Origin of the sequence: Virgibacillus chiguensis, assembly GCF_900129865.1 — a bacterium.
Lineage (GTDB): Bacteria > Bacillota > Bacilli > Bacillales > Amphibacillaceae > Virgibacillus > Virgibacillus chiguensis.
In genome coordinates this window covers 125,683-151,945 of record NZ_FQXD01000010.1, presented here as the reverse complement: position 1 = coordinate 151,945, position 26,263 = coordinate 125,683, and the positions used below count along the sequence as shown (strand labels likewise).

The 26,263-nt window shown below is 38.5% G+C and carries 22 protein-coding genes and 1 pseudogene; 4 read left to right on the top strand and 19 right to left on the bottom strand.

Translation table 11 applies throughout. The annotated features are described in order from the left end of the window. The 3 genes and pseudogenes from BUB45_RS20455 to BUB45_RS12510 all read right to left on the bottom strand — a co-directional run. A pseudogene (locus BUB45_RS20455) lies at positions 1 to 160 on the bottom strand (IS110 family transposase); the annotation flags it as partial. Positions 161 to 798: 638 nt separating this feature from the next. Further along, positions 799 to 1,527: a MerR family transcriptional regulator gene (locus BUB45_RS12515; protein WP_073009845.1), complete on the bottom strand. Its 729-nt coding sequence runs from the start codon at positions 1,525 to 1,527 to the stop codon at positions 799 to 801. 135 nt (positions 1,528 to 1,662) lie between these two features. Then, positions 1,663 to 3,162 carry an MDR family MFS transporter gene (locus BUB45_RS12510; protein WP_073009842.1) on the bottom strand — a complete coding sequence of 500 codons (1,500 nt, stop codon included), beginning with the start codon at positions 3,160 to 3,162 and terminating at the stop codon, positions 1,663 to 1,665. A 413-nt stretch (positions 3,163 to 3,575) separates the two neighbouring features. Between BUB45_RS12510 and BUB45_RS12505 the strand changes: the two genes are divergently transcribed. Next, positions 3,576 to 4,085, top strand: coding sequence for a hypothetical protein (locus BUB45_RS12505; protein ID WP_073009840.1), 510 nt, complete (start codon positions 3,576 to 3,578; stop codon positions 4,083 to 4,085). A gap of 335 nt (positions 4,086 to 4,420) precedes the next feature. Here BUB45_RS12505 and BUB45_RS12500 read toward each other — a convergent pair whose 3' ends face one another. From BUB45_RS12500 to BUB45_RS12465, 8 genes are all read right to left on the bottom strand, one after another. After that, on the bottom strand, positions 4,421 to 5,125 hold the full coding sequence (locus tag BUB45_RS12500; RefSeq protein ID WP_073009837.1) for a LutC/YkgG family protein: 705 nt from the start codon (positions 5,123 to 5,125) through the stop codon (positions 4,421 to 4,423). Then, entirely contained in the window at positions 5,112 to 6,548 is a 1,437-nt protein-coding gene (locus BUB45_RS12495) for a LutB/LldF family L-lactate oxidation iron-sulfur protein (protein ID WP_073009835.1), read from the bottom strand. Before BUB45_RS12495 ends, BUB45_RS12500 begins: the two co-directional genes overlap by 14 nt. Continuing rightward, the gene (locus BUB45_RS12490; protein ID WP_073009832.1) at positions 6,545 to 7,282 is read right to left on the bottom strand and encodes a (Fe-S)-binding protein; all 738 of its coding nucleotides are present in this window, start codon (positions 7,280 to 7,282) and stop codon (positions 6,545 to 6,547) included. The genes BUB45_RS12495 and BUB45_RS12490 overlap by 4 nt, the downstream gene beginning before the upstream one ends. A gap of 45 nt (positions 7,283 to 7,327) precedes the next feature. Further along, the gene (locus BUB45_RS12485) at positions 7,328 to 8,032 is read right to left on the bottom strand and encodes a FadR/GntR family transcriptional regulator (RefSeq protein ID WP_073009829.1); all 705 of its coding nucleotides are present in this window, start codon (positions 8,030 to 8,032) and stop codon (positions 7,328 to 7,330) included. Between the two features lie 261 nt (positions 8,033 to 8,293). Then, entirely contained in the window at positions 8,294 to 9,883 is a 1,590-nt protein-coding gene (locus BUB45_RS12480; protein ID WP_073009826.1) for an L-lactate permease, read from the bottom strand. Between the two features lie 684 nt (positions 9,884 to 10,567). Then, a complete protein-coding gene (locus BUB45_RS12475; protein WP_073009864.1) occupies positions 10,568 to 12,073 on the bottom strand; it encodes a BCCT family transporter in 1,506 nt (501 codons plus the stop codon). Between the two features lie 913 nt (positions 12,074 to 12,986). Beyond that, the gene (locus tag BUB45_RS12470) at positions 12,987 to 13,808 is read right to left on the bottom strand and encodes a squalene/phytoene synthase family protein (protein WP_425303968.1); all 822 of its coding nucleotides are present in this window, start codon (positions 13,806 to 13,808) and stop codon (positions 12,987 to 12,989) included. Positions 13,809 to 14,005: 197 nt separating this feature from the next. After that, complete coding sequence (locus tag BUB45_RS12465) at positions 14,006 to 15,556, bottom strand: multicopper oxidase family protein (protein ID WP_073009823.1); 1,551 nt, start codon at positions 15,554 to 15,556, stop codon at positions 14,006 to 14,008. A gap of 390 nt (positions 15,557 to 15,946) precedes the next feature. Here BUB45_RS12465 and BUB45_RS12460 point away from each other — a divergent pair, with 390 nt between their 5' ends. The 3 genes from BUB45_RS12460 to thrB are packed head-to-tail and all read left to right on the top strand — an operon-like array spanning position 15,947 to position 19,198. Next, entirely contained in the window at positions 15,947 to 17,278 is a 1,332-nt protein-coding gene (locus BUB45_RS12460; protein ID WP_073009820.1) for a homoserine dehydrogenase, read from the top strand. Further along, positions 17,244 to 18,305, top strand: coding sequence for a threonine synthase (gene thrC, locus BUB45_RS12455; RefSeq protein WP_073009817.1), 1,062 nt, complete (start codon positions 17,244 to 17,246; stop codon positions 18,303 to 18,305). The genes BUB45_RS12460 and thrC overlap by 35 nt, the downstream gene beginning before the upstream one ends. Further along, on the top strand, positions 18,302 to 19,198 hold the full coding sequence (gene thrB / locus BUB45_RS12450; protein ID WP_073009813.1) for a homoserine kinase: 897 nt from the start codon (positions 18,302 to 18,304) through the stop codon (positions 19,196 to 19,198). The genes thrC and thrB overlap by 4 nt, the downstream gene beginning before the upstream one ends. A 415-nt stretch (positions 19,199 to 19,613) precedes the next feature. Here thrB and argF read toward each other — a convergent pair whose 3' ends face one another. The 8 genes from argF to BUB45_RS12410 all read right to left on the bottom strand — a co-directional run bounded on the left by argF (position 19,614) and on the right by BUB45_RS12410 (position 26,055). Next, positions 19,614 to 20,573 (bottom strand): ornithine carbamoyltransferase, encoded by a 960-nt coding sequence (argF, locus tag BUB45_RS12445; protein ID WP_073009810.1) that lies wholly within the window; start codon positions 20,571 to 20,573, stop codon positions 19,614 to 19,616. A gap of 278 nt (positions 20,574 to 20,851) precedes the next feature. Continuing rightward, complete coding sequence (locus BUB45_RS12440; RefSeq protein ID WP_073009807.1) at positions 20,852 to 22,048, bottom strand: class I SAM-dependent rRNA methyltransferase; 1,197 nt, start codon at positions 22,046 to 22,048, stop codon at positions 20,852 to 20,854. A gap of 211 nt (positions 22,049 to 22,259) precedes the next feature. Beyond that, complete coding sequence (locus BUB45_RS12435) at positions 22,260 to 22,541, bottom strand: DUF5344 family protein (protein ID WP_073009805.1); 282 nt, start codon at positions 22,539 to 22,541, stop codon at positions 22,260 to 22,262. Further along, positions 22,541 to 22,960, bottom strand: a complete 420-nt coding sequence (locus BUB45_RS12430; protein WP_073009802.1) for a DUF5082 family protein — start codon at positions 22,958 to 22,960, stop codon at positions 22,541 to 22,543. The genes BUB45_RS12435 and BUB45_RS12430 overlap by 1 nt, the downstream gene beginning before the upstream one ends. Before the next feature lie 414 nt (positions 22,961 to 23,374). Continuing rightward, complete coding sequence (locus BUB45_RS12425) at positions 23,375 to 24,061, bottom strand: hypothetical protein (protein WP_073009799.1); 687 nt, start codon at positions 24,059 to 24,061, stop codon at positions 23,375 to 23,377. After that, the gene (locus BUB45_RS12420; protein WP_073009797.1) at positions 24,061 to 24,795 is read right to left on the bottom strand and encodes a hypothetical protein; all 735 of its coding nucleotides are present in this window, start codon (positions 24,793 to 24,795) and stop codon (positions 24,061 to 24,063) included. Before BUB45_RS12420 ends, BUB45_RS12425 begins: the two co-directional genes overlap by 1 nt. Next, a complete protein-coding gene (locus tag BUB45_RS12415; RefSeq protein ID WP_073009793.1) occupies positions 24,782 to 25,672 on the bottom strand; it encodes an ATP-binding cassette domain-containing protein in 891 nt (296 codons plus the stop codon). Before BUB45_RS12415 ends, BUB45_RS12420 begins: the two co-directional genes overlap by 14 nt. Beyond that, the gene (locus tag BUB45_RS12410) at positions 25,672 to 26,055 is read right to left on the bottom strand and encodes a GntR family transcriptional regulator (RefSeq protein WP_073009791.1); all 384 of its coding nucleotides are present in this window, start codon (positions 26,053 to 26,055) and stop codon (positions 25,672 to 25,674) included. Before BUB45_RS12410 ends, BUB45_RS12415 begins: the two co-directional genes overlap by 1 nt. Between the last annotated feature and the right edge of the window lie 208 nt (positions 26,056 to 26,263).

The following is a 26,263-nucleotide window of genomic DNA, read 5'->3' as shown; positions in this document are numbered from 1 at the left end:
GGAAGCCTTCCAACGCGTTTTCAAAGTATAGCGGCTTTCCAAATTGAACCCCGCGGAAATCTTGTGCGCGAGCAACATGTTTATTCTTGGCGATGTCGACCCCAATAATTAAAGATTTGTCTGTCAGTTGTAATATCTTCTCATTTTGTTTATAATTCATGTTAGTCCTCCTTGGTTCATTTTAAGGGTCCAGTTTTGCTCAACAGCATTGGACACCTCGTATCATACCAAGGGGGCATTTTTTGTTCAATCCTCATTTTGCTTTATTACAGGAATGCTTTCCTATAGTGGAAAAAAGGCTCGGGGCGCCCAATTAGCAACGTAGCGACTGGAACGAAGCAAACGAAAGTTCTAAGAATCATGCTGCTGCAACAGGAGTATGCCGGCGCCCTCCGGCAAGCCCATCATTAGTCGGCCTTCCTATTTAGTACGAACCGATGACGACTTAGCTTCGGGCAATGGAGTGAAGTCGCCTAGTTGCTGGGCGCTTGCGCCAGACGTGGCTAAATAACTTAGTAAGTTTATCCACAGCTGCAAGATTTTCTAACCTCCTTGACAATAAAAAAACAGCAGCGTTTTGATTCTACTGTTTTTTTATTGGTTTAAGGTATAGCAACTCGTCCATCATTGTGAACTTCAGCGACTTCATTGGGAACTTCGAATAACTAGCTTGTGAACTTCAGCGACTTTCCATGAAACTCAAGCGAAATTAGATGAACTTCAGCGACTTTACATATTTCTACAGTCTCAGCGGGCCATGCGCTCCCACACTGAGGCTTTATCTGTCATTAGGAAGCTTTACCGATGATCTGCGTAAATTGCCATGGCATCACGCATAAAAATGGCTAATCCTTCCCCAAATTGATCAATATTTCTCTGAAAGCGTTCGTCTTCTACATACATTTTTCCTAAGCCTTTAAAAGCATCGTAAGAATAGGTTCCTATATGATTTAACAGTTGATACCATTCTCCAATTCGCTGTTGTGCAATATCTGAAGCAGGATCTTCATTACGAATCTGTGCCAGCCTGCGATACAAATCGTTCATGGTTTGTTGCAAGTTTTCTTCGTCCTTTAATTGTTTAATCTTGGCATTTGCTTTGTCAACAGCTTCATTCCCCCAACGCTCACGCGCTTCTTGCTCGTAAGGGTTGTTACTAAAATCAAAGCCTGCAAAGCGTTCCTTGTTGCTCATGTTCATTTCCCCTTTCGTATGTTGAATCGTTTTTTGAATCGTTTCTAGCATCGTATCAATTTGGCTTCGTTTAGCAAGCAATCGTTCGCGATGCTTTTCTAACGCTTCAACTTGATCAAAGGTAGGATTATCTAAAATGGCTTTTATTTTTTTCAAAGGAAAGCCAACTTCTTTATAAAATAAAATTTGCTGTAGCCGTTCCAATTCATCATCTGTATAAATGCGATAACCTGCTTCGGTTGTATGTTCCGGCTTTAGCAAACCAATGGCATCATAATGATGAAGCGTACGAACGCTAACACCAACTAAATCAGCAACTTCCTTTATTTGCAACCTCTATCCCTCCCTAACTTTTTTTAATAGTGAAAACTGTCATTTTCCTTATATTATAATCTCTAAACCCTATAGAAAAAGCATAAACGATAACGTTACGTTAGAGTCAATACCTTCTAGCAACTCTTTTTTCATTTAATTTTCACTACTCTGTTTCTCAGGTTTTCCTTGTTGCTTTATATCATTAAACTGTTCACTTGGAACTGCTCGATAAACCAAAAATGCTAAGATAACGGCAATAATCGAAATAGTAAACGCAATAAAATAAACAAACTCTACTCCTATAATCATCGCCTCATTTATCGTTGTGGGATTATTTGGAGTTGCCGATTGACTTAAATAAAGGTTTTGCCTAGCATTTAAAATACTAATAAATACAGAAACACCGACAGCCCCCGCCACGGGCTGTAGTGTAGCCATCACAGACGTCCCATGTGGATACAACCGCTTCGGTAGCTGGTTTAATCCATTTGTTTCTGCTGGCATCATAATGGCAGAAACAGTGAGCATTAAAATAATATAAGCAACAATAATCATCCATGCTTCTGTGTTTTCGTTTAATCTACTTAACATGAACATTGTACTACTTAAAATAATGGTAGCAGGAATCATCATGACACGTGGGCCAAATTTATCAAATAAATGTCCCATCACAGGAGACATGACGCCATTAATAAGACTACCAGGCAATAACAGCATTCCTGCCTTAGCTGCAGTAAACGCTAAAGCTCCCTGCATAAAAATAGGTAAGATAATTTCTGAGGAGAACATCATCATAATAATAATTAAAAACATCAGCATACCGTGCGTAAACATCGGGTATTTAAATACTCGAAGATCCAAAACAGGTTCCTTCAATTTAAATTGTCTAAAAGAAAAGATGATGATCCCCAACACACCGATAACGATGAAACTGTACACACTCGGGTTAAGGAAACCTTTTTCTCCAGCTGCACTAAATCCATAGATGAGTGATCCAAACCCTATCGTAGAAAAAACAAGCGAAAGAATATCCACTTTTGGTTTTGTAGTTTCAGAAACATTTACTAAATATTTATAAGCAAATGCTATAGAAAACAAGGCAAACGGTATAACCGTAATAAATAGAAAACGCCATCCTAAATATTCCACAATTACACCGGATAAAGTCGGGCCAATTGCAGGTGCGAACATAATGACAAGGCCTACCGTTCCCATCACTTTCCCTCTTCGATGTGGGGGAAAAACAAGTAGAAACACATTAAAAATAATTGGCATCAATAAACCAGTACCCGCAGCTTGAATTAATCTACCTGTAAGTAATATGGGAAATGACGGTGCTAAAGCAGCAATCGTTGTACCCGCTGTAAATACGATTATTGTCCCTAAAAATAATTGCCTTGTTGTAAACCATTGTAGTAACACAGCAGAAGCAGGTATAACAATGCCCATCACAAGAAGAAATCCGGTCGCCATCCATTGCACCGTTGTCAAAGACACTTGGAACTCTTTCATTAATGTCGTAAGGGCGATATTAAGTAATGTTTCATTAAGAATAGCAAAGAATGCACCAATAATTAATGACAGCATCATTGGCATTACTTTAAAATTCGGATCATCCGCTAAATATTCGTACTCTGTGTTTGTTGAACGCATTATAAAATTCCTTCCTCGTTGTAAATTATTCTTTTTTATACTATAGGAAAGCATAAATTTTAAGGTTTAGAGTATAAGAAAAACTTGGTTAATTGCGAAGGGCTTATGATAAAAGCTATCATTAAACTCCAAAACTTGTACTTTCTAATGTACATGAGTAAATATAACAATCAGTGTCGTTTTCTTTCATTCCTCCACTGATTGTCACATGAACAAATCCATTTTATTCACTTACAAAGTAAGATAATCCTATCACCACTTATTTTTATTAGCAAGCATAAGTTTTTCATGTAAATTTTTTTTAATAACAGCGAGCTATTTAGGACAGTGCGCCCATTTGTCGGAAATGAATAACAGATAAGGCAGTTGACCCATATAGTAAACTAGACGACTCATTTATAGGAGGAAAATGTATGTACCCATATGACTATCATTATGATCCGAGCTTGGATCAGGAACGCGTTTTTCCTTTTTCCACGTTAGGAAATATGTTTTTTGGGCCAGGGCAGTCAAGCGGCACTTTTGGCCCTCCAGGATTTCCGCCCGGTCCTCCGCCTGGATTTCCTACAGGGCCAAGCGGTGGAGGTGGAATGCCAGGTTTTCCAGGTGCACCGACCAGCGGATTTCCACCTTTTCCGGGAAACCAAGGTGGTGGACCTTCAGGACCCGGAAATCAGCCACCAAGCTCCCCACCCCCAGCCTTCACACCGCAAAAATCACAAGTACAAACTTTCGCGGTTGACCCAGGAGGCATTCGTAATTGTTTATTTCGCTACACGTATATTTGGTTAAGAAGAGACGCTTTCTGGTTCTACCCTACATTCGTCGGACGAAATTCTATTGCCGGATACCGCTGGACCGGTTTCAATTGGGTTTACTTTGGCATCGACCTTAATCGAATCCAATCATTCCAATGCTTTTAGATTCATCATCTTACACCGTTTAACAAAACTCGGGTTCTCATCGATTCTTTATAGCGAAAAAAATCCCATTGTTTTGCTGTACGATAAAACCCTACCTAACATTTTTGCTTTCCTATAGTAGAGAAAACAAAAAACAGGAGTCGATTTAGATTTAACCTCTAAGCGTCTCCTGTTTAGTTATTTATCATATAAAGTGCTGGGAGACTTCCAAATAGAAATATAAGTTGAATAGGCCTAATGTTATCTACCATTTGTTATTGAAGATTACTATCTACTCTAACTAAACAACCCGTGGGGGCTTTCATCCTCCGCGGGTTGAAAATTCTCTTTATCTTTTAATCATCAACGACAATATAAGTAGCTTGTACGGGACCGTGTACACCAACAATTAAATTCATTTCAATATCTGCACTATTACTTGGCCCAGATACGAAGCTAACACAAGATGGCGTAACCTCCCCTTTTTCCACAGATGTGTGTAGTTGCTGAGCAGCTTGGGTCATTCTAGGTACAATGGTACTTTTTGGGATAATTGCAATAAAGCTTTTTGGTAATAAACTAATCGAGCGCCCATTATCTTTATGATTAAATAAGGTCACTGTCGCTGATTCAGCTAAAGTGATATCACTAAATGAGATACCAATATCAGCTCGTTCCGCAATCTGCTGATTTTCTTCACCGAGCTGCGCATCCCAAATATGCACTTCCATTTTTTCACCGAGCTGTTCATACAATGCTTCTAACCCATAAGTAGTATTTCGCTCATCATGAGCTGCAATAATCGTTTTGCCTTCATACCGCTCGATCGCCTGTAATAAAGCTTTCGGCAACTGCGCTGTACTTACTTCCACAACATCTGTATGGATTGCTTTACATTGCTTTTTTAATATAGCAACAAGTTCTTCTTTGGAGTAGCCTGCAAACACACGATCTTGCGGGCGGACACTCCATGTTGGTCGCTCTACTCCTGACATACGACGTGGCCGACCTAAATGGGCAGCTACATTACTTAAAAATGCATCTTGATTATGAATGGTCATGATTTATTTCCCCCTTCTCCCGTTCTTTCCACCAAGCACGGAAGGATTGTTTCGCTGGTGCCGGAAAATCTCTCACATTCGTCCACCCTTTTAGAGGACCTGGGCCATTTTTAATTGTGTCTTCTTTTGTCCACGGCTTTAAAGCTGTTCTTGCCAATTTCGTACTTAATTTATACGCTGCAGGAGTCGAAGCCCATTGAGCAAATCCTTTCATCATTATTTTTTCCGTTACGGGTGATTTTTTCTCCTTTTCTACAATAATTTGTCGATGGCGAATCAACTGTTCATGTAATGGAATTTTCACCGGGCAAGCCTCTGTGCAGGCAGCACAAAGAGATGAGGCATAGGGTAATTCTTTATGATCCTCATATCCATCCAATAATGGGGTTAACACAGCACCAATCGGCCCTGGATAGATAGAGTTATAAGCATGCCCACCGACATGTCGATAGACAGGACATACATTGATACAGGCGGCGCAGCGAATACAATGTAAAGCAGATTGAAATTCTGTGCCTAGTATTTTAGAACGCCCATTATCAACAATGACCAAATGATAATCTTCCGGTCCGTCAATTTCCCCTTCTAGCCTAGCGCCAGTATAAGATGTCACATAGCTGGTTAATTTCTGTCCAACAGCTGCTCTCGTCAATAAACTTACTAAAACTTCCATATCTTCCCATGTAGGGACAATGCGTTCCATTCCCATGACGGTTATTTGTGTATCAGGCAAAGCGGTAACCATACGTGCATTTCCTTCATTCGTAACTAGCGTAATCGCACCAGATTCGGCTACGGCAAAATTACACCCTGTAATACCAACGTCTGCGGAAAGGAAATCTTTTCGTAGTTGTTCCCGGGCAAAAGCTGCTAGTTCTTCAGGAGAATCAGATCCATTATACCCTCTTTTTTCCGCAAACGTCTTGCGGATTTGCGCTTTATTCTTATGCAAAGCTGGCGTCACAATATGGGAAGGTGGATCTTCGTCAAGTTGTAAAATCCATTCCCCTAAATCCGATTCCACAACTTCCGCTCCCATTTTTTCTAGTTGCTGATTTAAACCGATTTCTTCTGTTACCATCGATTTGGATTTAACAATCTTTTTCGCGTTTTTTTCGGTAATCACTTTTTCAATGTACGCATTTGCTTCCTCTGCTGTAGAAGCAAAGTAGACATTTCCACCACGTTTAGCTACTTGCTCACTTAACTGCTGTAAATAGTAATCGAGATTTTCTAATGTATGTGTACGAATTTCCGATCCTAGCTGTCGCCAATCTTCCCAATCACCAAGTTCTGCCGCTTGCGTGATACGTCCGTTTCTAAATCGACCTTGCGCAGAAGATACAGCATCTCTCATGAAATCATTCTCTATTCCTGTTTCAATACGCTCTTGATATGACCTATCTCCGAGTTTAATACTCATGCAATCCCCCCGCCTTGTTCGTGAGAATTCAAAATTTCCGTAATGTGAACAACTTTTACGTTCTTTCCTTCTCGTCTCATCCTACCACCAATGTTCATTAAACAGCCCATATCAGCACCAACTAGATATTCTGCTTTCGTCTCAGAAACATGCTGTGATTTTTCTTTTACCATTTCCTGTGAGATTTCTGGATTTTTCACCGCAAACGTTCCCCCAAACCCGCAGCAATCTTCCTTTACAGGTAATTCGATAAACTCCATTCCCTTCACATGCCGTAAAAGAGTTTGCGGTGCATCCTTCACACCAAGAATACGTGTCATATGACACGATGGATGATAAGTAACCCGACCTTTAAATGTCGCTCCGAGATCTGTTACGCCTAAAACCTCCACTAAAAACTGTGTGATTTCATAGCTTTTATTTGCCAAATCAACAGCAGCTTCTTGCCACTCTGGATCATCTTTGAAAATAGCAGGGTACTCTTTTAACATACCGACACATGAGCCTGATGGACCTACGACATACTCAGAATCTTGAAAAGCTTGCATCATTTGTTTCATCGCTTGCTTCGCTTCTTTTACATACCCGCTATTATATGCTGGCTGGCCACAGCAAGTTTGCGCTGCGGGAAAATCCACCTCACAGCCGACACGTTCAAGAATTTCCACTGTATTTTTACCGACATCGGAAAAAATGATGTCACTGACACATGTAATAAATAATGAAACCTTCATTACGTTCACCCCATTTTTCTATCTGTAGCGGGCAGATAATCATACTTACAGGTGTTTAAACACGATTGCTTCTACCTTTTCTAAATGATCGTACATTGCTTCTTCCGCTTGATCTGCCCGTCTATCTTTTATTGCTGCAAAAATTCGTTGATGCTCTTGAAACAAAATATCTGCTCGATCTTCGGTATATAATAATATTTGTCTCGTTTCTCGTATTGTTTCTGACATGAGTTCGGCAACACTACCCATTAAATGATTTAATAGATTAATATGCGTCGCTTTGGCAATGGCGAGATGAAATTCGGTATCCGCCTGCTCAGCTAAAGCTTCTTTTCCTTTGGCATGCTCCATAACGACTAATGCTCGCTCCATTTCTAATAAATCCGCTTCCTCATAATTTTCCGCAGCTAATCTAGCAGCGCCTGCTTCCAATATTTTACGGACTTTGTAAAGTTCTTGTACATCTTGACGTTTCATTAAGAACGCGGTACTAACCGGAAGCGTGAATCTTTTTGCGTCAAATGTCTTCACGTATGTACCTTCCCCTTGACGCATTTCTATTAACCCCATTGAACGGAGACCACTAAGTGCTTCACGAATAGCCGATCGGCCTACTTCAAAATTCGCTGCTAATTTCTCCACAGAATCCAACTTGTCGCCAGGTTGTAACGATCCAGATTTAATCATATCTATAATTGAATCAGCTACTTGTTCATAAATTTTTTTCGGTTGGATACGCTTGTATTTCATCGTTCCCACTTCCCTTCGTTTGAACCCATTTTACTTGATGTCCTACTATTTGCAAAGTTTACCAAGGAAGGGGCATGCACATTGTATAAGCTAGCAATCGCCTTACAAATAAGAATATAAATGCATATTTCAGAAAAACTTGGCTTGCCTCCAAGTCCCATAGCGGAAGCCTTCGTTTTTCTTATACGATAAACCTTTAAATGTAACACTTGCCTAACGTATAAACTCAACCCGTACTATTAATGATAGTATGCTTTAACATCACACATAGAAGAGAACATAACTAGCTAGTCCAATAACCAAGCCATATAAAATGGCTGGTAATAATGTTTTCCTTATAATATCGCCTTCTTTCCCTGATAAGCCTACGACTGCACTGGCTGCTACGACATTATGCACGCAAATCATATTACCAGCTCCTGCGCCTACAATTTGCGCTGCTAACACAGCATTTACGTCCATACCTATCTGATTTGCAACACTATGTTGAATTGGTGCAAAAGTTAACGTTGACACGGTAGCACTTCCTGTAATAAACGATCCAAGTTCACCAACAAAGGGAGCTACTAAAAACCAAATAGATCCTAAAGAGTTCGCTAAAGACGCAGCTATATACTGCGGCATACTTACTAATTCATGAGCGTTTATACCTGAATTGGTAAACACATGCACCATAGCCAATGTAGCTATTAAAGATATCGCTGTCATTTTCATGGTAAAAAAAGACTGATTTGCTGCAGCAACAAAAACGGAAAAACGTTTTCTATGTAGAAAAACCGATACCAATGCTGCTATTGCTAGAACAGTTCCAGGGGAATACAAAAACTCCCAGTTGGAAGTGATGCCTTCCACCCCAAGAATATTTGTCCAAGAAAAATCCATGGCGCTTTTCGTAAACTCAGCAAGTGGTGTAATAATCCGCGTCATTAACAACAGAACAACGACAATGACATACGGTGACCACGCAGCAAACAACCCCATACTTGATGGCTTCGTTTCTAACTGAAAATCTTCCTGTAATGCGTCTTGCCATGATTTTCTTGGTAGTAACCACCCCTTTTTTGCGGTGAAAGTAGCAACAATTAAAGCCGTTAAGGAAGCTAAAATCGCAATAAATTCTTGCCCAAATACAACGGCATATAGCAAAGCAGATAACGTGTAAACGATGCCAATTAGTAACGTCCACGGTAACATTGGTAATGCATCTCTCAGCCCTTTTCCTTTTCCTTTTCCAAAAAACACTGTCATAATTACAATTAACGTAAATGGAATAAATGTTCCTGCAAATAAATCCAGTGTCGTAATAGCAATACCTATTTCTTGATAAAACGTAGGACTGGCTTCTGGAAGTGTACTTAAACCAACAGCAACTGGAGTTCCGACTGCACCAAAAGCAACTGCTGTACTATCTGCAATTAAAGCAAGTGTTGCAGCCGCTAATGGACGAAAACCAAGTGCGATCATTAATGGACCAGTTACCATTGCTGGTGTCCCAAAACCAGCAGCCCCCTCGATTAACGATCCAAATAAAAATGCAACAATAATTACTTGTACACGCATATCTGTTGAAATGTTTTGAAAACCTTGATTTATTCGATCAACTGCTCCTGTTTTCCGTAGTGTATTTAAAAGTACAAGTGCCCCAAATAAAATCCAAAGTATCGTTAACGTTTTGTGTATTCCCTGTAAAATGGAGGAAGCAATTAATTTTCCTTCTACTCCCCAGATTGTCATAGCAAGCGCAATCACAATGAAAGCGCTCCATGTCATTCCCTTTGTAGCAGGCAAACGAAAAACTACTAAAAAAACAAACGGTGCAATGATTGCACTGAGTGCCACCAATAGATACATAGAAACCCCTCATTTCTCTCTCTTTAAGTAAAGCGTTTTCACCCATCCCATAGTAAGGTCATCTGATGACCTTATGTATAGTTTAATTAATTTTCTTATTTAATTCAAGGTTTTGAATTTGTTCACAATTGAACATAAAAGTGCGTATACTCAACGTTTTATAAAGTGAATCTTCCATCAGTTGGGAGGTCTTTCCTTCCCTAAGGATCGTTTCATACCGCGAAAACACCTAAAGATTTTTCAACCCAAGCCAATAAAAACAGTAGCAGCCTCGTGAATAATTGTGAACTTCAGCGACTTCATTGGGAACTTCAAGTAACTATCTTGTAAACTTCAGCGACTTTTTATAAAACTCAAACGAAATTATAATAAACTTCATTGAATTAGAACAAAGGCTCCGGGCGACTGAAACGAATCAACGAAAGTTTTAGGAATCATGCCATTAAAACAGGGGTTACCGACGCACCCAGGCAAGCCCGTTTTTAGTCGGCCTTCCCTTCCTATTTAGAACGAACCGATAATGACTTATCGTAAGGCAAATGGAGTGAAGTCACCTAGTTGCTGGGTGCTGGAGCCGGACGTGGTTAAATAACTTAGTAAATTTATCCACAAATGCAATTTCCTAGACTATAAAAAAATCTCCACCCAACAGGAAGTCCACTCCTATTAGATAGAGATTATATTTTATTTATCTACTTTTTTCAGTAATTCTCTTTGCCAAATTAAACCTTGTTCCAATGCCATTGTCCGGGCAATTTTTGGAGCGTTCCAAAGAGCTGGGAGCAGTAAAACCGAAACAGGTACAGCTGTTATAACAATAGAATTTTGAATGGAAGCAACACTGTCTTCACCAATAGTTAAAATTGCTGCCGCTGTTCCACCGAAAATTAAAGCCCAAAATACACGTAACCAACGTTTTGGATGATCGTTTCCAGTAATGGTCGCTGCTATAGTATACGACATCGTATCAGCTGTCGTAGCAACAAAGATAATAGAAACAATGAGAAAACCGATACCGAACAACATACCTAATGGCAATTGATCCGTAATTGCCATTACTGCTGCAGGCATGCCTCCCTCATTTAACGACTCAGAAATGGATCCGGGATGTTTATTCTCAAAAAACACTCCTGTTCCGCCAACAATGGAAAACCAAAAGTTATTAACGATCGGGGCTACGATAGAAACAGCAATAATTAATTCCCGAATCGTCCTTCCCCTCGAGATTCTGCTAATAAATACAATTAGCATCGGTGCATAGCCAAGGAACCAACCCCAGAAAAAGATTGTCCAAGACGACAGCCAGCCTTCATCACCACGGAATAATGTCATGGTAAAGAAATTTTGCAAGTGTACCCCCGTGCCACCAACAAAAGCATCAATAATAAACGCAGTTGGTCCTACAATGAGTACAAGTACAGCTAAAAATATGGTAAAGCCTACATTATAGCGGCTTAATGTTACAATTCCTCGATCTACACCAGTAGCAGCTGAAATAGCTGCAACAAGCACCAAACCAATAATTACAATGATACTTACCGTTAAAGTATTAGGAGTGCCTAACAAATGACTCATTCCATAAGATATTTGCAAACCTAAAAACCCTAAAGGTCCAAGTGTTCCTGCTACTGTTGCAAAGATAGCAAATACGTCCGCGGCAGTACCGATTGCACTTTTATGATATACTTTTTCACCAAATAAAGGGTATAGCAACCCTCTTGGTTTAAGCGGAAAACCTTTGCTATAGTGCACATACATCATCACTATAACAGCAAGTGTTCCTAGAATGGCCCACGCTAAAAATCCCCAATGCATAAACGATTGTGCAAAGGCAGCGTTGATATTCTGAAATTCACCACCTCCAAATAATGGTGGGTTTGTCATATAATGGTACATTGGTTCAGAAGCAGCCCAAAACACACCACCGCTTGCTAGGAGTGTTACTAATATCATGGAAACCCATTTGAAGTAACTATATTTTGGCTGATCTTGATTTCCTAGCTTAACTCTTCCATATTTTGAAAAAGCTAGAAATAAACCAATAAAGAAGTTTCCTAACAATAATAATTGCCAATAAGCACCAAAAATATCTGAAGCATATGCAAACAACGTATCCACTGCATTCCCGACTGCATCGCTACTCCAAAGTGACAACAGAATAAACAGTATCAGTATTCCTCCACTAATCATGAATACTGGCCAATCTAACTTCGTGTCTTTTTTTAAGTCCACGTTTTTCCTCCTAATTTTAGGAGCAAGTGCCTATAATTTGCTTACACAAGCTGGTTTAAAAAGTCAGTAAAATGGCATAGCGAATTTCTTTGACGGTTTGTTTCTACCTATACAGAAGTATTATGCCATTCCATTACGTGTTGTTCGAAACAAAACACAATCGAAATTCAAGTCGCCTATTCATCCTCCTTTTCAAACATCTTTTCACTCGTCATTAAAGACCATTGGATGGATAAAGATTATTCCTCGCCATTTCACTAGGTAGTTTTCCTTGCGTTACTAAAGCAAAAGCCTTCGTCGCACCTATACCGCAAGTGCAGTATGAAATAATCTTGACAAAAATCCATCGACTTGCTCGTTTTTAAACACAATTCATGATTATAGGTTGATGTTATTATTTTGTCAACCAATCAAGACTTCTATACTAGAAAAACGAAGACTCGTCATCAAGCCTTATGGAAAAAGCTGTAGTTTTTCTTATACTATAAACCTTTAAACTTTTATACGTTTCTATAGTGGAACAAAGGCTCGGGGCGCCCGGTTAGCAACGTAGTGACTGGAACGAATCAACGAAAGTTTTAGGAATCATGCGCCTGCAACAGGAGTATGCCGGCGCCCTCCGGCAAACCCGTCTTTAGTCGGCCTTCCTATTTAGCACAAGCCGATGATGACTTAGCTTAAGGCGATTCGTGAAGGCGCCTAGTTGCTGGGCGATAGAACAGGGTGGCTCATTCGGTTACGCCATAGTATCAAATTCTTATGCTTTCTTATTCCTTTAAAAAAACACCTGAAAGAATACTTTATTTTATTCGCAAGTTTACTGGCACATGTTATTTTCTATTAACTTTTCCATGTTTTCTACCGCATCAATCTATTTTTTTAAAATATCATCGACTGTAGCTTCAACTTCGGCTCGCGACATTTTTTCTTCACCGTTTTCTAAAGCCGATAATGTCTTTTTCGCTAAAGCTAGCGGAATTTTACAAAACAATAAAATGTTTCTTGTTTGAATATCTTTTAAGTAGCGATCCGCTTGTTGTAAGTTTTCTTTTGCATACATAAATAAATCCGCTCTTGTCCAATCATCAGGCATAAAATCAACGCCTCGTTCTGCATCTTCTTGTTGATTTCTTAACATATTTACTGCTTGGAGACCTCTGCCATATCCAATGGCTAAATCATAGTCTGTCTTCGTCCCATCATACCAATTCCAAATATCTGAAAGCATCACCCCGACAAGGCCAGCAACATAATATGTATATTCATCTAAATCTTCTTTTGTACGTAAATTCCAATTCTTTTCGGTCCATTTCGCCATACCATCAGCCATCATACTTGTAGACTGTTTAATTTTTGCTACGATATCTTCTGGACATACGTGCAACCAATCAGCAAGCCGCATAGTAACTTCTGGAAGTATTGCTTGATATGGCTTCATTAATTGTAGATAAGCTTCTTTATCAAATACAGACGTTTGCAATAGCTTAGAAGTAGCCCGCAGTAAATGCTGCTTTGTATCGGCAGAAAGCTGTTCATGATCTTCTATTTCATCAATGGCACGCATGCATAAGTATGCAGAGCCGACCGTATCTTTTAATACTGACTTTAACAACTTAATCGGAATATAAAAGGTTCTGCTCGTTTCTTTTAAAACACGCATTGCATCCTTTTGTAACTTCACATCTTTAACCAACAATGTTTCCTCCCTATATCAATCTGAGGTATAACATTAAGTATATCAAAAAAGAATGAAAACTTCATGCTGTATTTATTCCATTCGATAGCTTGTCAAAATAGCTAACAGAATCCAAAGCGCTTACAATATAAACAAAAAGTTTTTCCACCATAAAGTTTTACAATCAGCCTTATTTTCTATAAAAAATATCCACACTACTTTATAATAATAAACGGGCGCATCATTTCATAATCTTCATGCTCTAATATATGACAATGCCATACATATCTTCCAGTATACGTAAAAAAATGTTTTATTATTTTTGTTACTTGCCCTGGATTGGCACGCACAGTATCTTTCCGGCCGTTTTCAATCGGTTCTGGAGGCATAGGGTCACCTGTGTAAATAATCTCTCCTGTTTCATTAAAATGTTCCACATCAAAAGTTTGCCTACTTATAATTTGAAAAAAACCCAAATGAATATGAATCGGGTGGGTGTCCCCCGTTGTATTTATAAGATACCATATTTCCGTGGTTCCCCATCTTGGAGAGATCGTAATGGGTTGAGACCATGTTTTATTGTCCAAGAGCAAAACTGGGCGATTATAAGCATCTCTTGTTACATCTAACGTTAACATCCTTTCTTTCATTGCTAATTCAGTCTCAATTTTATCAACACAACCAGGAAATTCCGGGATACAACTTGTATCAATAGAAGTTGCTTGTTCTATTACTTTAAATTGCATCACAACACCGACTGTCTCTGGATTAGGAGCTTCTCCATTAGGGTAAGGTATGGGCGCATTGTTTCGGAGCACGACTGTTTTTCCATACATATTCGAAAAATCAACAATGACATCTACACGTTCAGCAGGTGCAAGCAGAATTTGTCTCACAGCAATGGTTTGATTCATGAACCCACCATCTGTACCAATTTGATAAAAGAACTGACCAGAATCTAAGTAAAATTGGTAAAAACGAGAGTTTGAAGCATTTAATAAACGAAAACGATATTTACGCGGTTCCACAGCTAAATAAGGCCATATTTTCCCATTCACCATATTTAGTTCTCCCACAAACTCAGGAACGATAGATACAGGCAAAGATGGGATAGGGGGTTGCGGCTGTGATGGATAATACAGTGAACCATTTGCATTTACTGTCTTATCTTCCACCAACAATGGAATTTCATATTTCCCAGCAGGTAAATTCAACTCTTTTTCTTGTTGACTACGAATAATATAAAAGCCCGCTAAACCAGCATACACATTCAATCTCGTTATTCCTAATGTATGGTCATGATACCAAAGCGCAGTACTTTTCATATTATTGCTGTAATCATAAATTTGTTTTGTGAAAAAAGGGCCTACCTCCCCAAAGTCTTTTGTAAACCATGCTTCTGGATAGCCATCACTTTCCGGCTCCGTTACTCCACCATGGACATGCACAACGGTCCGAACATCTGGCACATCCTTTCCAGCACCATGTACTGTATGGTCGATAGGTAAAAGATGTCGTTCCGGCAATGCATTGATCCATTTTACCTTTATGCTCGCGCTGGAACACACTTCAATTGTAGGGCCCGGAACACTATATTCATACCCCCATACCAATGTGTGAGGTAAATCTCTGTGCAAAGAAGTCGTGAATTCAACCATCCTAACTTCATAGTAATCCACATAATCTTTCTTCCCTTTTGGTTTTAAAATAGGCATTTTAGGTAAAGCATCTACAAACTTTTCTAATTCTGTTGGATTTAATTTCATACACTTCCACCCCCAACTAAATTATATGAATGTACCTACTCGTATCATGCCAACTAAATGAACATGAGCTCCTGTTCTTAACGTAAATTTAATACTGGAACGCAATTTCTCCACAAATATATCTCTGATTTATGCATACCTCTAAAATAAGCATAGAAAAAGCTTACATGGAAAGGCAAAGGAATTCGTATCTCCATAAAATAATTGCATTTTAAATAAGGAAGTATTTATCTTAAAGCCTCCTTACATTGCGGCTAGATTTTACAATCTATGAAAACACATAAAAGTCTTCCAAATATTGAAGTGAAATTAATTATTGGGAACTTTCACTATTGCTATACTCCTTGTTTCGTGTTTAAATTACTATTAAACATAAAATGAGGTGATGATGTGGGAAACAAGGTTTCTATCGGTCTATTAGGGTTAGGTGTCGTTGGTTCAGGAATTATGAAGCTTATTGAAAGTCAGCAAAAAGAGCTTGTTCACCAATTAGACTGTTCTGTTGAAGTTAAGAGTGTATTAGTGCGCGATCTCGATAAAGCTCGTAACGTTAATGTGCAACAAACGTTTCTCACTACCGACCCAACAGACGTTCTCGAAGATCCAGAAATAGACGTGATCGTCGAAGTTATGGGAGGTATTGAAGAAGCTTATCAATATACACTGGAGGCATTTAAAGCTAAAAAACATGTCGTTACTGCCAATAAAGATTTAATTGCTTTACATGGAACAGAATTGGAAGAAACGGCTCGTGAGCATAAATGCGATTATTATTACGAAGCTAGCGTAGCAGGTGGTATTCCTATTTTACGAGGGATAACGGACGGTTTAGCTGCAGATAAAATTGAAAAAGTGATGGGAATTGTGAATGGAACTACAAATTACATTTTAACAAAAATGACAAACGAAGGAATGACGTACGAAGCAGCCTTAAAAGAAGCGCAAGATTTAGGCTTTGCAGAATCTGACCCAACAGCAGATGTTGAGGGATTAGATGCGGCTAGAAAAATGGCGATTTTAGGGAGACTCGCTTTTTCTACAGATGTTGCTTTATCCGAAGTAGAAGTAAACGGTATTAAAGATTTAGAATTAGCAGATTTAGAGTATGGAGAAAAATTTGGCTATACCATGAAATTGATTGGTTCTGCCGAATGTGAAGACGGACAAATAGAAGTGAGTGTACAACCTACCTTACTATCCAATGACCATCCCTTAGCAGCTGTAAAGAATGAATACAACGCCGTTTATGTATATGGTAAAGCGGTTGGTGAAACAATGTTTTACGGCCCTGGTGCGGGAAGCTTGCCGACAGCGACCGCTATCGTCTCGGATCTTATTACCGTAATAAAGAATATGCGATTAGGCGTAAATGGTAATTCTTCTTTAAAACCAAGAATTTCTGCGACATTGCGCAGCAGTGAACAACGTTCTGGACAATTTTATTTACGTATTCATGTCAAAGATCAAATTGGAGCATTCTCGGAAATCTCCACATTATTTAATGACTTACATGTGAGCTTTAAACGTATATTACAAACACCAATGAAGCAACAAGATTTAGCAGAAATCATTTTGATTACACATCAAACATCTTTAGCAACTTTTGAAAATGCATTAAAACAACTTTATGATCTAGATGTCGTCCAGCAAATTAAAAGCTACTATAAAGTGGAAGGAGATGCGCCAGATGAAGTGGCCGGGACTACTAAAGCATTATCATGAGTATTTACCAACAACACATCATACACCTGCACTAACATTACATGAAGGGAACACCCCGCTTATTCCATTGACAAACTTGTCACAAAAATTAGGTATTGAATTGTATGGAAAAATAGAAGGTGCTAACCCAACTGGATCTTTCAAAGATCGAGGAATGGTAATGGCTGTCGCAAAAGCAATCGAAGAAGGTAGTAAATCTATTATTTGCGCCTCAACTGGAAACACTTCGGCTTCTGCTGCAGCCTATGCTGCAAAAGCTGGCATCAAAGCAATTATTGTTATACCTAAAGGAAAAGTCGCGCTCGGTAAACTAGCACAAGCGATCATGTACGGAGCAGAGATTGTCGAAATAGATGGTAATTTTGATGAGGCATTAACGATGGTACGTCATTTAAGTGAAACCCAGCCCATTACCTTAGTTAATTCGGTGAATCCTTACCGGATAGAAGGACAGAAAACAGCTGCTTTTGAAGTTTGTGATGCCTTAGGAAGTGCTCCTGATGTGCTTGCTATCCCTGTAGGTAATGCAGGAAATATCAGTGCTTATTGGAAAGGCTTTAAAGAATACGACGCTTTTAAGCAAACAGGTCTTCCAAAAATGTTCGGATTCGAAGCGGAAGGAGCTGCAGCCATCGTTCAAAATCAAGTCATTGAACAACCAGAGACGATCGCAACAGCGATTCGGATTGGAAACCCTGCTAGTTGGAAATTAGCTGAAGCTGCTAGAGATGAGTCGGGAGGAATGATAAAAGCTGTTAGTGACGATGAAATTATCCATGCATTTAAAACATTAGCGCAAACGGAAGGAATTTTTGCTGAACCAGGATCTAATGCGTCCATTGCTGGCGTTATTCGCGAAACAAACAACGGAACAATTAAACAAGGAAGTAAAGTGGTAGCGGTGTTAACAGGAAACGGGTTAAAAGATCCACAAACAGCAATCGATCAATTAAACATCGATCCTGTATCATTGCCAAATGATGAACAGGCAGTAATAGACTATATAACGAAACAGGTTAACGTATGAACAACTTTACCATTTCTGTACCAGCCAGTTCCGCAAATATCGGACCTGGCTTTGACTCATTAGGACTAGCACTGGATCTATATCTTACATTAACTGTTTCTGAAAATGATGCATGGAAAATCTACCAACAGTCTCTGTTACTCCCAGCTTGCAACAATTATACAGATCATTTTATTTATCAAATAGCGCAACATACGGCTACACAATACGGAAAAGAACTACCTACTTGTTGTTTAACCATCGATAGTTCCATTCCATTAGCTCGTGGCTTGGGAAGTAGCGCATCAGCAATTATTGCTGGCATTGAATTAGCCAACCAATGTTGTCAGCTTCACCTTTCAAAAGAGGAAAAACTACAGTTAGCTACAGAGCAAGAAGGCCATCCCGATAACGTGGGTGCGGCTCTTTTTGGTGGACTTGTCATAACGAATTATAACGAGGATACTTCTGTTGATATTTATAGAATAGATCAATTAAACATAGATATGATCATTTTTATTCCACAAGATGAATTAAAAACCGAAGCTGCAAGAAATGTGTTACCGGATACGTACTCACGAGCTCATGCTGCACAAGCAAGCAGTATTGGGAATGTCTTTATTGCAGCATTAATGAACGAAGACTATCCAATGGCAGGAAAGATGATGGAAAAGGATATCTTTCATGAACCTTATCGCGCTGAATTAATTCCAAACTATGCGCCTATCAAACAGAAAGCGAACGAGCTTGGTGCATATGGTACGGTGATTAGTGGTGCTGGGCCAACGATGATCTCCTTTTTCCCTAAAGGAACTGGCACCCAGAACAAGCAAAAGTTACAAGCAGCATTTCCTAGCTACAACATCCAGCAAAGAAAAATGGATTCTACAGGTTTACGAGTAGAAAAGAAGTAGGCTTAGAGCTCCCATCTACATCGATGGGTTTTTCCAACTCCTTCAAGATAAATAGAGGCTCATACCATATGAACCTTACTCCTTTTCTATCGTGTACGTGGATGAAATAGGGACATCATGCAAACAGCTATTAAAAAACGTAGCATATCTCCAAAACGATAAGGTGATATGCTACGTTTTAAATCTCATTTTTTATAAAATGGAAACCCCCCAAATAAAAGTAGGCTAAATTCCTGTAAGAAACAGTACAAACGGAAGCACTCACACGAAAGTAATTTTTGCTTTTCGAAGATTTGAACGCCTTGAACGCAGAAAACGATGTATGTTATCGTAAAGGCGTTTTGCATATTCGGTAAATATTATAAACTTCAGCGACTTTTCTACAAATTCGAGCACATTTCCTGTGAACTTCTACTTAATCGCTCATTAAAGCAGCTAATAAAGCTTTTTGAGCATGTAATCGATTTTCTGCTTGCTGAAAAACAACGGATTGTAAACCATCCATCACTTCAGCAGTCACTTCTTCCCCTCGATGGGCTGGTAAACAATGCATAAAGTTGCCCTCATTTTTTGCTAGTTGCATTAATTCTCTATTTACCTGGAAATCAGCAAATGCTACTTCTCTCTTAGCTTGCTCTGCTTCTTGCCCCATACTCGCCCAAACATCTGTATAGATAATATCCGCTTGCTGTACAGCTTCTCGAGCGTCATCCGTAATTAGGAGGCTCGCATCAGACTGATCAGCTCGTTTGCTAGCTTCGGTTACAATCTCCTCATCTGGTTGATAGCCTTTCGGAGATGCTATCGCAACATCCATTCCTAACATGCTCCCGCCAAGCATTAACGAATGTGCCATATTATTGCCGTCACCTATATAGGCTATTTTCACGCCTTGAAGCTGACCTTTTATTTCTTTTATCGTTAACAAATCGGCTAAAACCTGACAAGGATGATATACATCTGTTAGCCCATTAATTACAGGTATACTAGCTTTATTCGCTAATTCTTCTACATCTGTTTGCGAAAAAGTGCGAATCATAATTCCGTCTAAATATCCTGACAATACTTGCGCTGTGTCTGCAATTGTTTCCCCACGCCCAATTTGTAAATCATTGGAACTTAAAAAAATTCCGTTCCCACCTAGTTGATACATTCCGACCTCGAAGGACACTCTCGTTCTCGTTGAAGATTTTTCAAAAATCATCCCTAACGTCTTACCTTGTAGCAATGGATCTGGCTTACCAATTTTATGGTTTGCTTTCAATCTTTGCGCAAAATCAATTAACTCTTCTATTTCCTCACGGGTATAATCAGCCAAAGTTAAAAAGTCTCTCCCTTTTAAACCTTTTAACGTTTCTTTCACTCCAATTACCATCCTATCGCCCCCTTTTTTAATTGTTTATGAATTATTATGCACTATTAATAATAAATATACAACAGGAGCATGCGAAATTGTTTGTAATTTATAAATAAAACATCTTTTTATGGAGGGATGATGTGAAAGAAAATGGTCATATAGGATATAAGTAAGCTCCATACACGCAAAAGGTGAACGGAGCTTTTCACTATAAAAGGATATAAATCTTCAGGAAATACGACAGCTATTGCTTATAAAAGATGAATAGCAAGCAATTGTCTTCATCAAGCTTACACTTATTTTTTCTGTATTTGCACGATACACACTTTCAAGTAATTACTTTGGATAAACTGTTTATTCGTTTGAAAATCAGCTGGCAGTTGATACTGTTCCAGAATATTATAATTCACGTGCATTTTATGACACGCTTGCTTGATGAAACCTTTAAACTTCTTCATACCAAAACTAGCATTATTGGTAGATGCAACAATGACACCATGATTACTTGTAATGGAAATGGCATCTTGAAGCAAGGTAGGATAATCCTTTGCTGTACGGAATGTTCGTTTTTTAGATCGTGCAAAACTAGGAGGATCAAGGATGACTAAATCATATTGCAATTGCTTTCTGCGCGCATACTTAAAATAATCAAACACGTCCATGACCACAATTTCATGTTGCTCAAAATCAATCTCATTTACACTAAACTGTTCTACAGTCTTTGGCTTACTCCGTTTTGCGAGGTCCACGCTTGTCGTTTTCTCAGCTCCACCTAACGCAGCAGCGATGGAAAACGCACCCGTATAAGAAAATGTATTTAAAACACGCTTGCCTTCAGCATATGTATCACGTATTGCCTTACGAACATCACGTTGGTCTAGGAAAATACCTGTCATAGCACCATCGTTTAAATAAACAGCATATTGCATGCCATTTTCTTTCACAATAATCGGAAATTCCCCGCGCTCTCCTTTTATAAAATCATCGTCTTCCACGTACTCACCATGTTTACGAAATCGCTTTTTCTCATAAATGGCATCATAATCGCCTAATGTATCTAAAACGTCGATGACCAACTGTTTATATGCATAGATCCCTTCACTATACCAGTTAATTAAGTAATAACCCGCATAATAATCAATCGTTAAACCACCTATACCGTCTCCTTCGCCATTAAATACGCGAAACGCATTTGTGTCCGGGGATTGAAAAAAGCCTTGGCGTTTATTCATCGCCGCTAACATCTTAGACTGAAATAACGCTGCAAGATCCAATGGACCCTGACGGTGCGTCAATACCCAGCCTACTCCTTTATTTTGAACACCGATATATCCATTAGCAATAAATCGATTTTTCATATCCAATAGCCGAACCACGGAGCCCTCTTCTGGCAACTCCTGCTCCTTTACAGCTTCTTTATGGATAAGCGGATACCCTTCTCGCATTTGTTTGCTATAATCATCGTTTATATGTAATGTTACTTCTTTACCCATTTTTTCATTCCTAACCTACGTTTTTTCTTTATTATGGCATGCCAATAAAGAAATGAAAAGCTCTTTAACCCGATTGTATGTGTCAAATCTTATGGCAAGTGCCTTTATAATGTACTTAATTTCACAATCAATTGTTCCATGTAATGAATGATTTCTTTCATATGTAAAACTTTTATGAACAGCCTAATAATTGTGTGACAATTGTTTCTACTTATTTTATCAAATTCATGGATGAAGCAGTAGCCTGTTCCGATTCGATAAATAAATTAACCGCTTTCATTGTTGTTTCTCCGTGTTCTAATAACAATGCTTGGTATTTCGAAATAAGATCCTCTAGCAAGTCATTCATTTCTTCTAATTTTCTTGCCATACCAAGTGTATTGTTGGCTAATTGCGTACTTATCCTATTCACATGCAATTGATTGCTCGTTGTTTCTACATTTGTAATCGCTTTTTGAATTGGAGTATGGGTTACCTTAATTTCGTCACTCATTAATTCAATAACTCCCTTCGTTGTTTCCCATATAAATCATCTAAAATATGACTTTGAGTTGACAAATCCATACGGATATCAATAATGGATTGTTTCGTTTCTTTAATTTTATCATTTAATTGCTCCAACGTTTGGGTTAATTGATAATCATATAAATCAATATAACTTCTAAACAGCGTAAGTTCTTTCCACTGCTCATATTGATCTGCTAAGTGACCCGCCCATGTATTTTCAGTTAAATCTGGCTTTGTACACTGTGTTTTATACTGTTTGAGTTTTTCCTGGTTCTCCTGTAAATTTGCTTGTGCTAATACAAGTCGTTCTAGATCTCTTCTTTTTTCATCTAATTGAAGATGAAGCATATATAGTGAATTTTGTGTTCGGGTAATTTGTCCATTAATCCAATGCAATGATTCCATTTCCTCACCTCGGACTTCTGTCTTCCAGCTATATGTTGTCTTTCATCCACTTACTTCTATTATATAGTATTGAAAACTTTGTTTTAAGAGGAACTTTTGCCTATATTTGTTTACAAAAATATTCTTCCCAAGTAGGTAGGAAGTAGCAATGCAACGGACAAATGGCAATGTTTTAAAGACAATACGCTTGCAATGTTGACTTCTTTCATATTTGTTGTACATTTCAATAAAATAAAAACGACGGTTATCGCAAAAGTCTTGATGACGATAGAACGCCGTCGTTTTTCTTATACTACAAAAAAATTTATACTCTTTTTAAAAACACAAGCAAAAAGTCCCCTTATCTAGATACACTGTAAATGTCAATTTCTCCGATTACAGCATTTCCTTAGAGACTTATCTACTATCCGATTGTTATTGATTAATATATGTGATGTTGCCATCCGGCTTCAATTCTATATCCTCACTAGCACGAATCAACAAGATTCTTTCACCGTCACGAAACGCCCCATCTGACAAGTTGCTTTCTTCGCTAAACTGTTTAAATGGGAGCTCCGATTGTATCGTATAAAAGTTTTTTTCTATGCTTTTCGGCTCCCTTATCGTCAGTTGCGAGTCTTGAAATGTAACGATTGGAAATACATCTTCTTCTATAAATTGCATCACATTGATACCATTAATAAAGTGTGGAGACTGAAAATAACGGATGTCAATTTTATTTTGCAAATCCCCTGTTCTTTCCACATACACATCCATGCCACCATCAGGCGATACTATATGTAATGGTTGATTAGAAGATACAGAAAACTCCCATTGTTTTTGCTGATAGGAGGAATCTACATCCTGCCAATGGCGGTCACCTGCAAAATAATTATTCAAAAAGATATCCGTTTTCTTCGCATCGCTTTTAACAACTTCATTATATGGAACAAAAATTGAGATCCCGGCAGCAATCAATAGTAGGCTGACATACCCTAGAAAAATAAACTTTACATATTGATGGTAATGACGAAAACGATGTTTAGAGAGTTTGAGAACACCAAAAATAATGGCAACAAACAGAAGCAAAATTAACAGAGGCAAATACGCTAAAACGCCCATTATTTCAATTCCTCCTTCCTATTAGATAGAACAATGGCTAAACCAAATAAACCAGTAATTGTAACTAGCACTTTTATTATAAATAACAGGAAAGAAGTTTCTTGAAGATAAAAATCATACATTGTTGCATATAAGCCTATATAGCCGAGTCCAAAGTTCAAACCAACGAGCAAAACTGGAATGACAATTGCTATAAAACGATTCCATTGTAGAATAATTCCGTATACATACCCAATCGCACAAGCGAACAATATATATAAAATCATAGCTAGGACACCAGCAATCAGCTCAGAACTTTCTAACGTACTTATTTGTATAATCGGTTCATCACGCAACATATAGTGCATAACGACATTTACATACTTGGTTAACAATGCCGTTATCCCACCTACAATGCTTACCGTAGTCAATAACATAATATTTGCCAAATGATTGCTAAGACGATTCGTTACAAACATAAAATTTTCTACCCAATATCCCTTTGTCGTAAGCAATGTAGCGCTGATCCCTCCCCATATAACGGTGAAGAAGAAGGCGACATCTGCAGAATAGTGATGCATGTTTAAAGTAAAAACATCCGTAGTTTCCCCCGTGTAAAGTGTACCTTCTATAGAAATTAGTATTGCAATAAGCTGCAATACCATTAAAGACATATACATACCAACATAGCTTTTTTGTTTATATTGGTACTGCTTCCAAACAATGGATGACAGCGAAATATTATTGAAAGACATCATCAATCGCTCCTTTTCCTGCACGCGTTAGGTAAACACAAAAATCACTTGCGGATACAGGAGTTACCTGAATACCGAGCTGTTTTGCTTTTTCCATATCCACTTGATTCGCTTTTATCACCGTATACGTTGTATCCATACCAATACTTTCTCGATAAAAGACCGTTTTGGCTTGTGTATATGTATAAACCATCTCTGTTCTCCCCGTTAAACCTACAGCTTCATGTTTTACATCATCCATAGGGAGATAGAGTTGTTTTTTCCCTCTATCCAGTAGCAATACAGCTTCTAATAACTCTTCTACTTCTTCTAAATGATGACTAGATAGTAAAATTGTACGCGGTACTTGCAAATAATCTTTTAGTAAAGCTCGGTAAAAATCATTGCGCACTGCCTGATCCATTCCTGTAGTTGGCTCATCAAATATTGTGATCGGACAGCGGGAAGACAGTCCAATAATTGCATTAAATGTATTTCTTTTACCTGTTGAAAGCTGTGTATATAAGTCATTGCCCCGAAACCCGAAGTATTCAACTAACCGTCTAGCTAGATCGTCATTCCACCGCGGATAAAAACGACCTGCTTCTGTTAGTAACACCGATAAAGAAAGCGAGTTCGGCAATACCATTTCATTGCTAATGTAAATCGTATTTGTTGATACATATAAACTATTAAACGGATTTTCTCCTAACACATGGACATTTCCAGCTGATGCCCTCCATAATCCAGCTAAAATTTTAAGCAATGTCGTTTTTCCTGCTCCATTTCGACCGACAACGCCTACGATCGTATTTTCAGGAATGGAAAAAGACACTTCTTTTAACGTAGTCAATTGTTTCTGCTTTTTTGTCAACCCTTCACAGACAATCGCTTCCATTATTTTCTCCCCTTCCGCTTCGCTATGGTTGCTTGAAGTAGCTGCATAAGCTCCTGTTCATCCACCTTTAACTGTTCAGCTTCGACCACTACATCTTCCAATAATTGTTTTAATGTTTGGTTTTTCCGCTTATCCATGATGATTTCTTTTGCTTCTGGGGTTACAAATTTCCCTAGTCCTCGTTTACTGTATAAAATATTTTCTTCTGCCAGGAGTTTTAATCCTTTTGCCGCCGTTGCCGGATTAATGGTAAACATATCAGCAAGCGTATATTGCGAATACACTTTATCATGTGGCAAAAAGTTTCCATTCAATATTTCTGCTTCTATCCACTCGGCAATTTGAATATAAATCGGTTTCATCCCACTCGTATCTAACAGCAAATTTGCAACCCCCTTTCCGTCATGTACATGAGTGCATTAGTCTTGTAATGTAGTATATAATATATAAACATAATTAGCAAGTTGAAGGTGGAAATGTAGACCATTTGAGAGGAGTACCAAAAGGGAAAGATGTTGCTATCATTGCTAAAGTTTTTATATAAAAGTACTTTGCTAGAATTTCAAACAAAGGCATAAGTTTCTGGTTAGC

Bases quoted from the DNA above. Each gene is read 5' to 3' on its own strand.
- BUB45_RS12425 (WP_073009799.1), bottom strand. From the start codon at position 24,061: ATGGGCGTTTTAGCGTATTTGCCTCTGTTAATTTTGCTTCTGTTTGTT.
- BUB45_RS12510 (WP_073009842.1), bottom strand. From the start codon at position 3,162: ATGCGTTCAACAAACACAGAGTACGAATATTTAGCGGATGATCCGAAT.
- thrC (WP_073009817.1), top strand. From the start codon at position 17,244: ATGAAGTGGCCGGGACTACTAAAGCATTATCATGAGTATTTACCAACA.
- BUB45_RS12500 (WP_073009837.1), bottom strand. From the start codon at position 5,125: ATGACCATTCATAATCAAGATGCATTTTTAAGTAATGTAGCTGCCCAT.
- BUB45_RS12435 (WP_073009805.1), bottom strand. From the start codon at position 22,541: ATGAGTGACGAAATTAAGGTAACCCATACTCCAATTCAAAAAGCGATT.
- BUB45_RS12465 (WP_073009823.1), bottom strand. From the start codon at position 15,556: ATGAAATTAAATCCAACAGAATTAGAAAAGTTTGTAGATGCTTTACCT.
- BUB45_RS12485 (WP_073009829.1), bottom strand. From the start codon at position 8,032: ATGAAATACAAGCGTATCCAACCGAAAAAAATTTATGAACAAGTAGCT.
- BUB45_RS12440 (WP_073009807.1), bottom strand. From the start codon at position 22,048: ATGGGTAAAGAAGTAACATTACATATAAACGATGATTATAGCAAACAA.
- BUB45_RS12415 (WP_073009793.1), bottom strand. From the start codon at position 25,672: ATGGAAGCGATTGTCTGTGAAGGGTTGACAAAAAAGCAGAAACAATTG.
- thrB (WP_073009813.1), top strand. From the start codon at position 18,302: ATGAACAACTTTACCATTTCTGTACCAGCCAGTTCCGCAAATATCGGA.
- BUB45_RS12505 (WP_073009840.1), top strand. From the start codon at position 3,576: ATGTACCCATATGACTATCATTATGATCCGAGCTTGGATCAGGAACGC.
- BUB45_RS12475 (WP_073009864.1), bottom strand. From the start codon at position 12,073: ATGATTAGTGGAGGAATACTGATACTGTTTATTCTGTTGTCACTTTGG.
- BUB45_RS12480 (WP_073009826.1), bottom strand. From the start codon at position 9,883: ATGTATCTATTGGTGGCACTCAGTGCAATCATTGCACCGTTTGTTTTT.
- BUB45_RS12490 (WP_073009832.1), bottom strand. From the start codon at position 7,282: ATGAAGGTTTCATTATTTATTACATGTGTCAGTGACATCATTTTTTCC.
- argF (WP_073009810.1), bottom strand. From the start codon at position 20,573: ATGGTAATTGGAGTGAAAGAAACGTTAAAAGGTTTAAAAGGGAGAGAC.
- BUB45_RS12430 (WP_073009802.1), bottom strand. From the start codon at position 22,960: ATGGAATCATTGCATTGGATTAATGGACAAATTACCCGAACACAAAAT.
- BUB45_RS12495 (WP_073009835.1), bottom strand. From the start codon at position 6,548: ATGAGTATTAAACTCGGAGATAGGTCATATCAAGAGCGTATTGAAACA.
- BUB45_RS12420 (WP_073009797.1), bottom strand. From the start codon at position 24,795: ATGTCTTTCAATAATATTTCGCTGTCATCCATTGTTTGGAAGCAGTAC.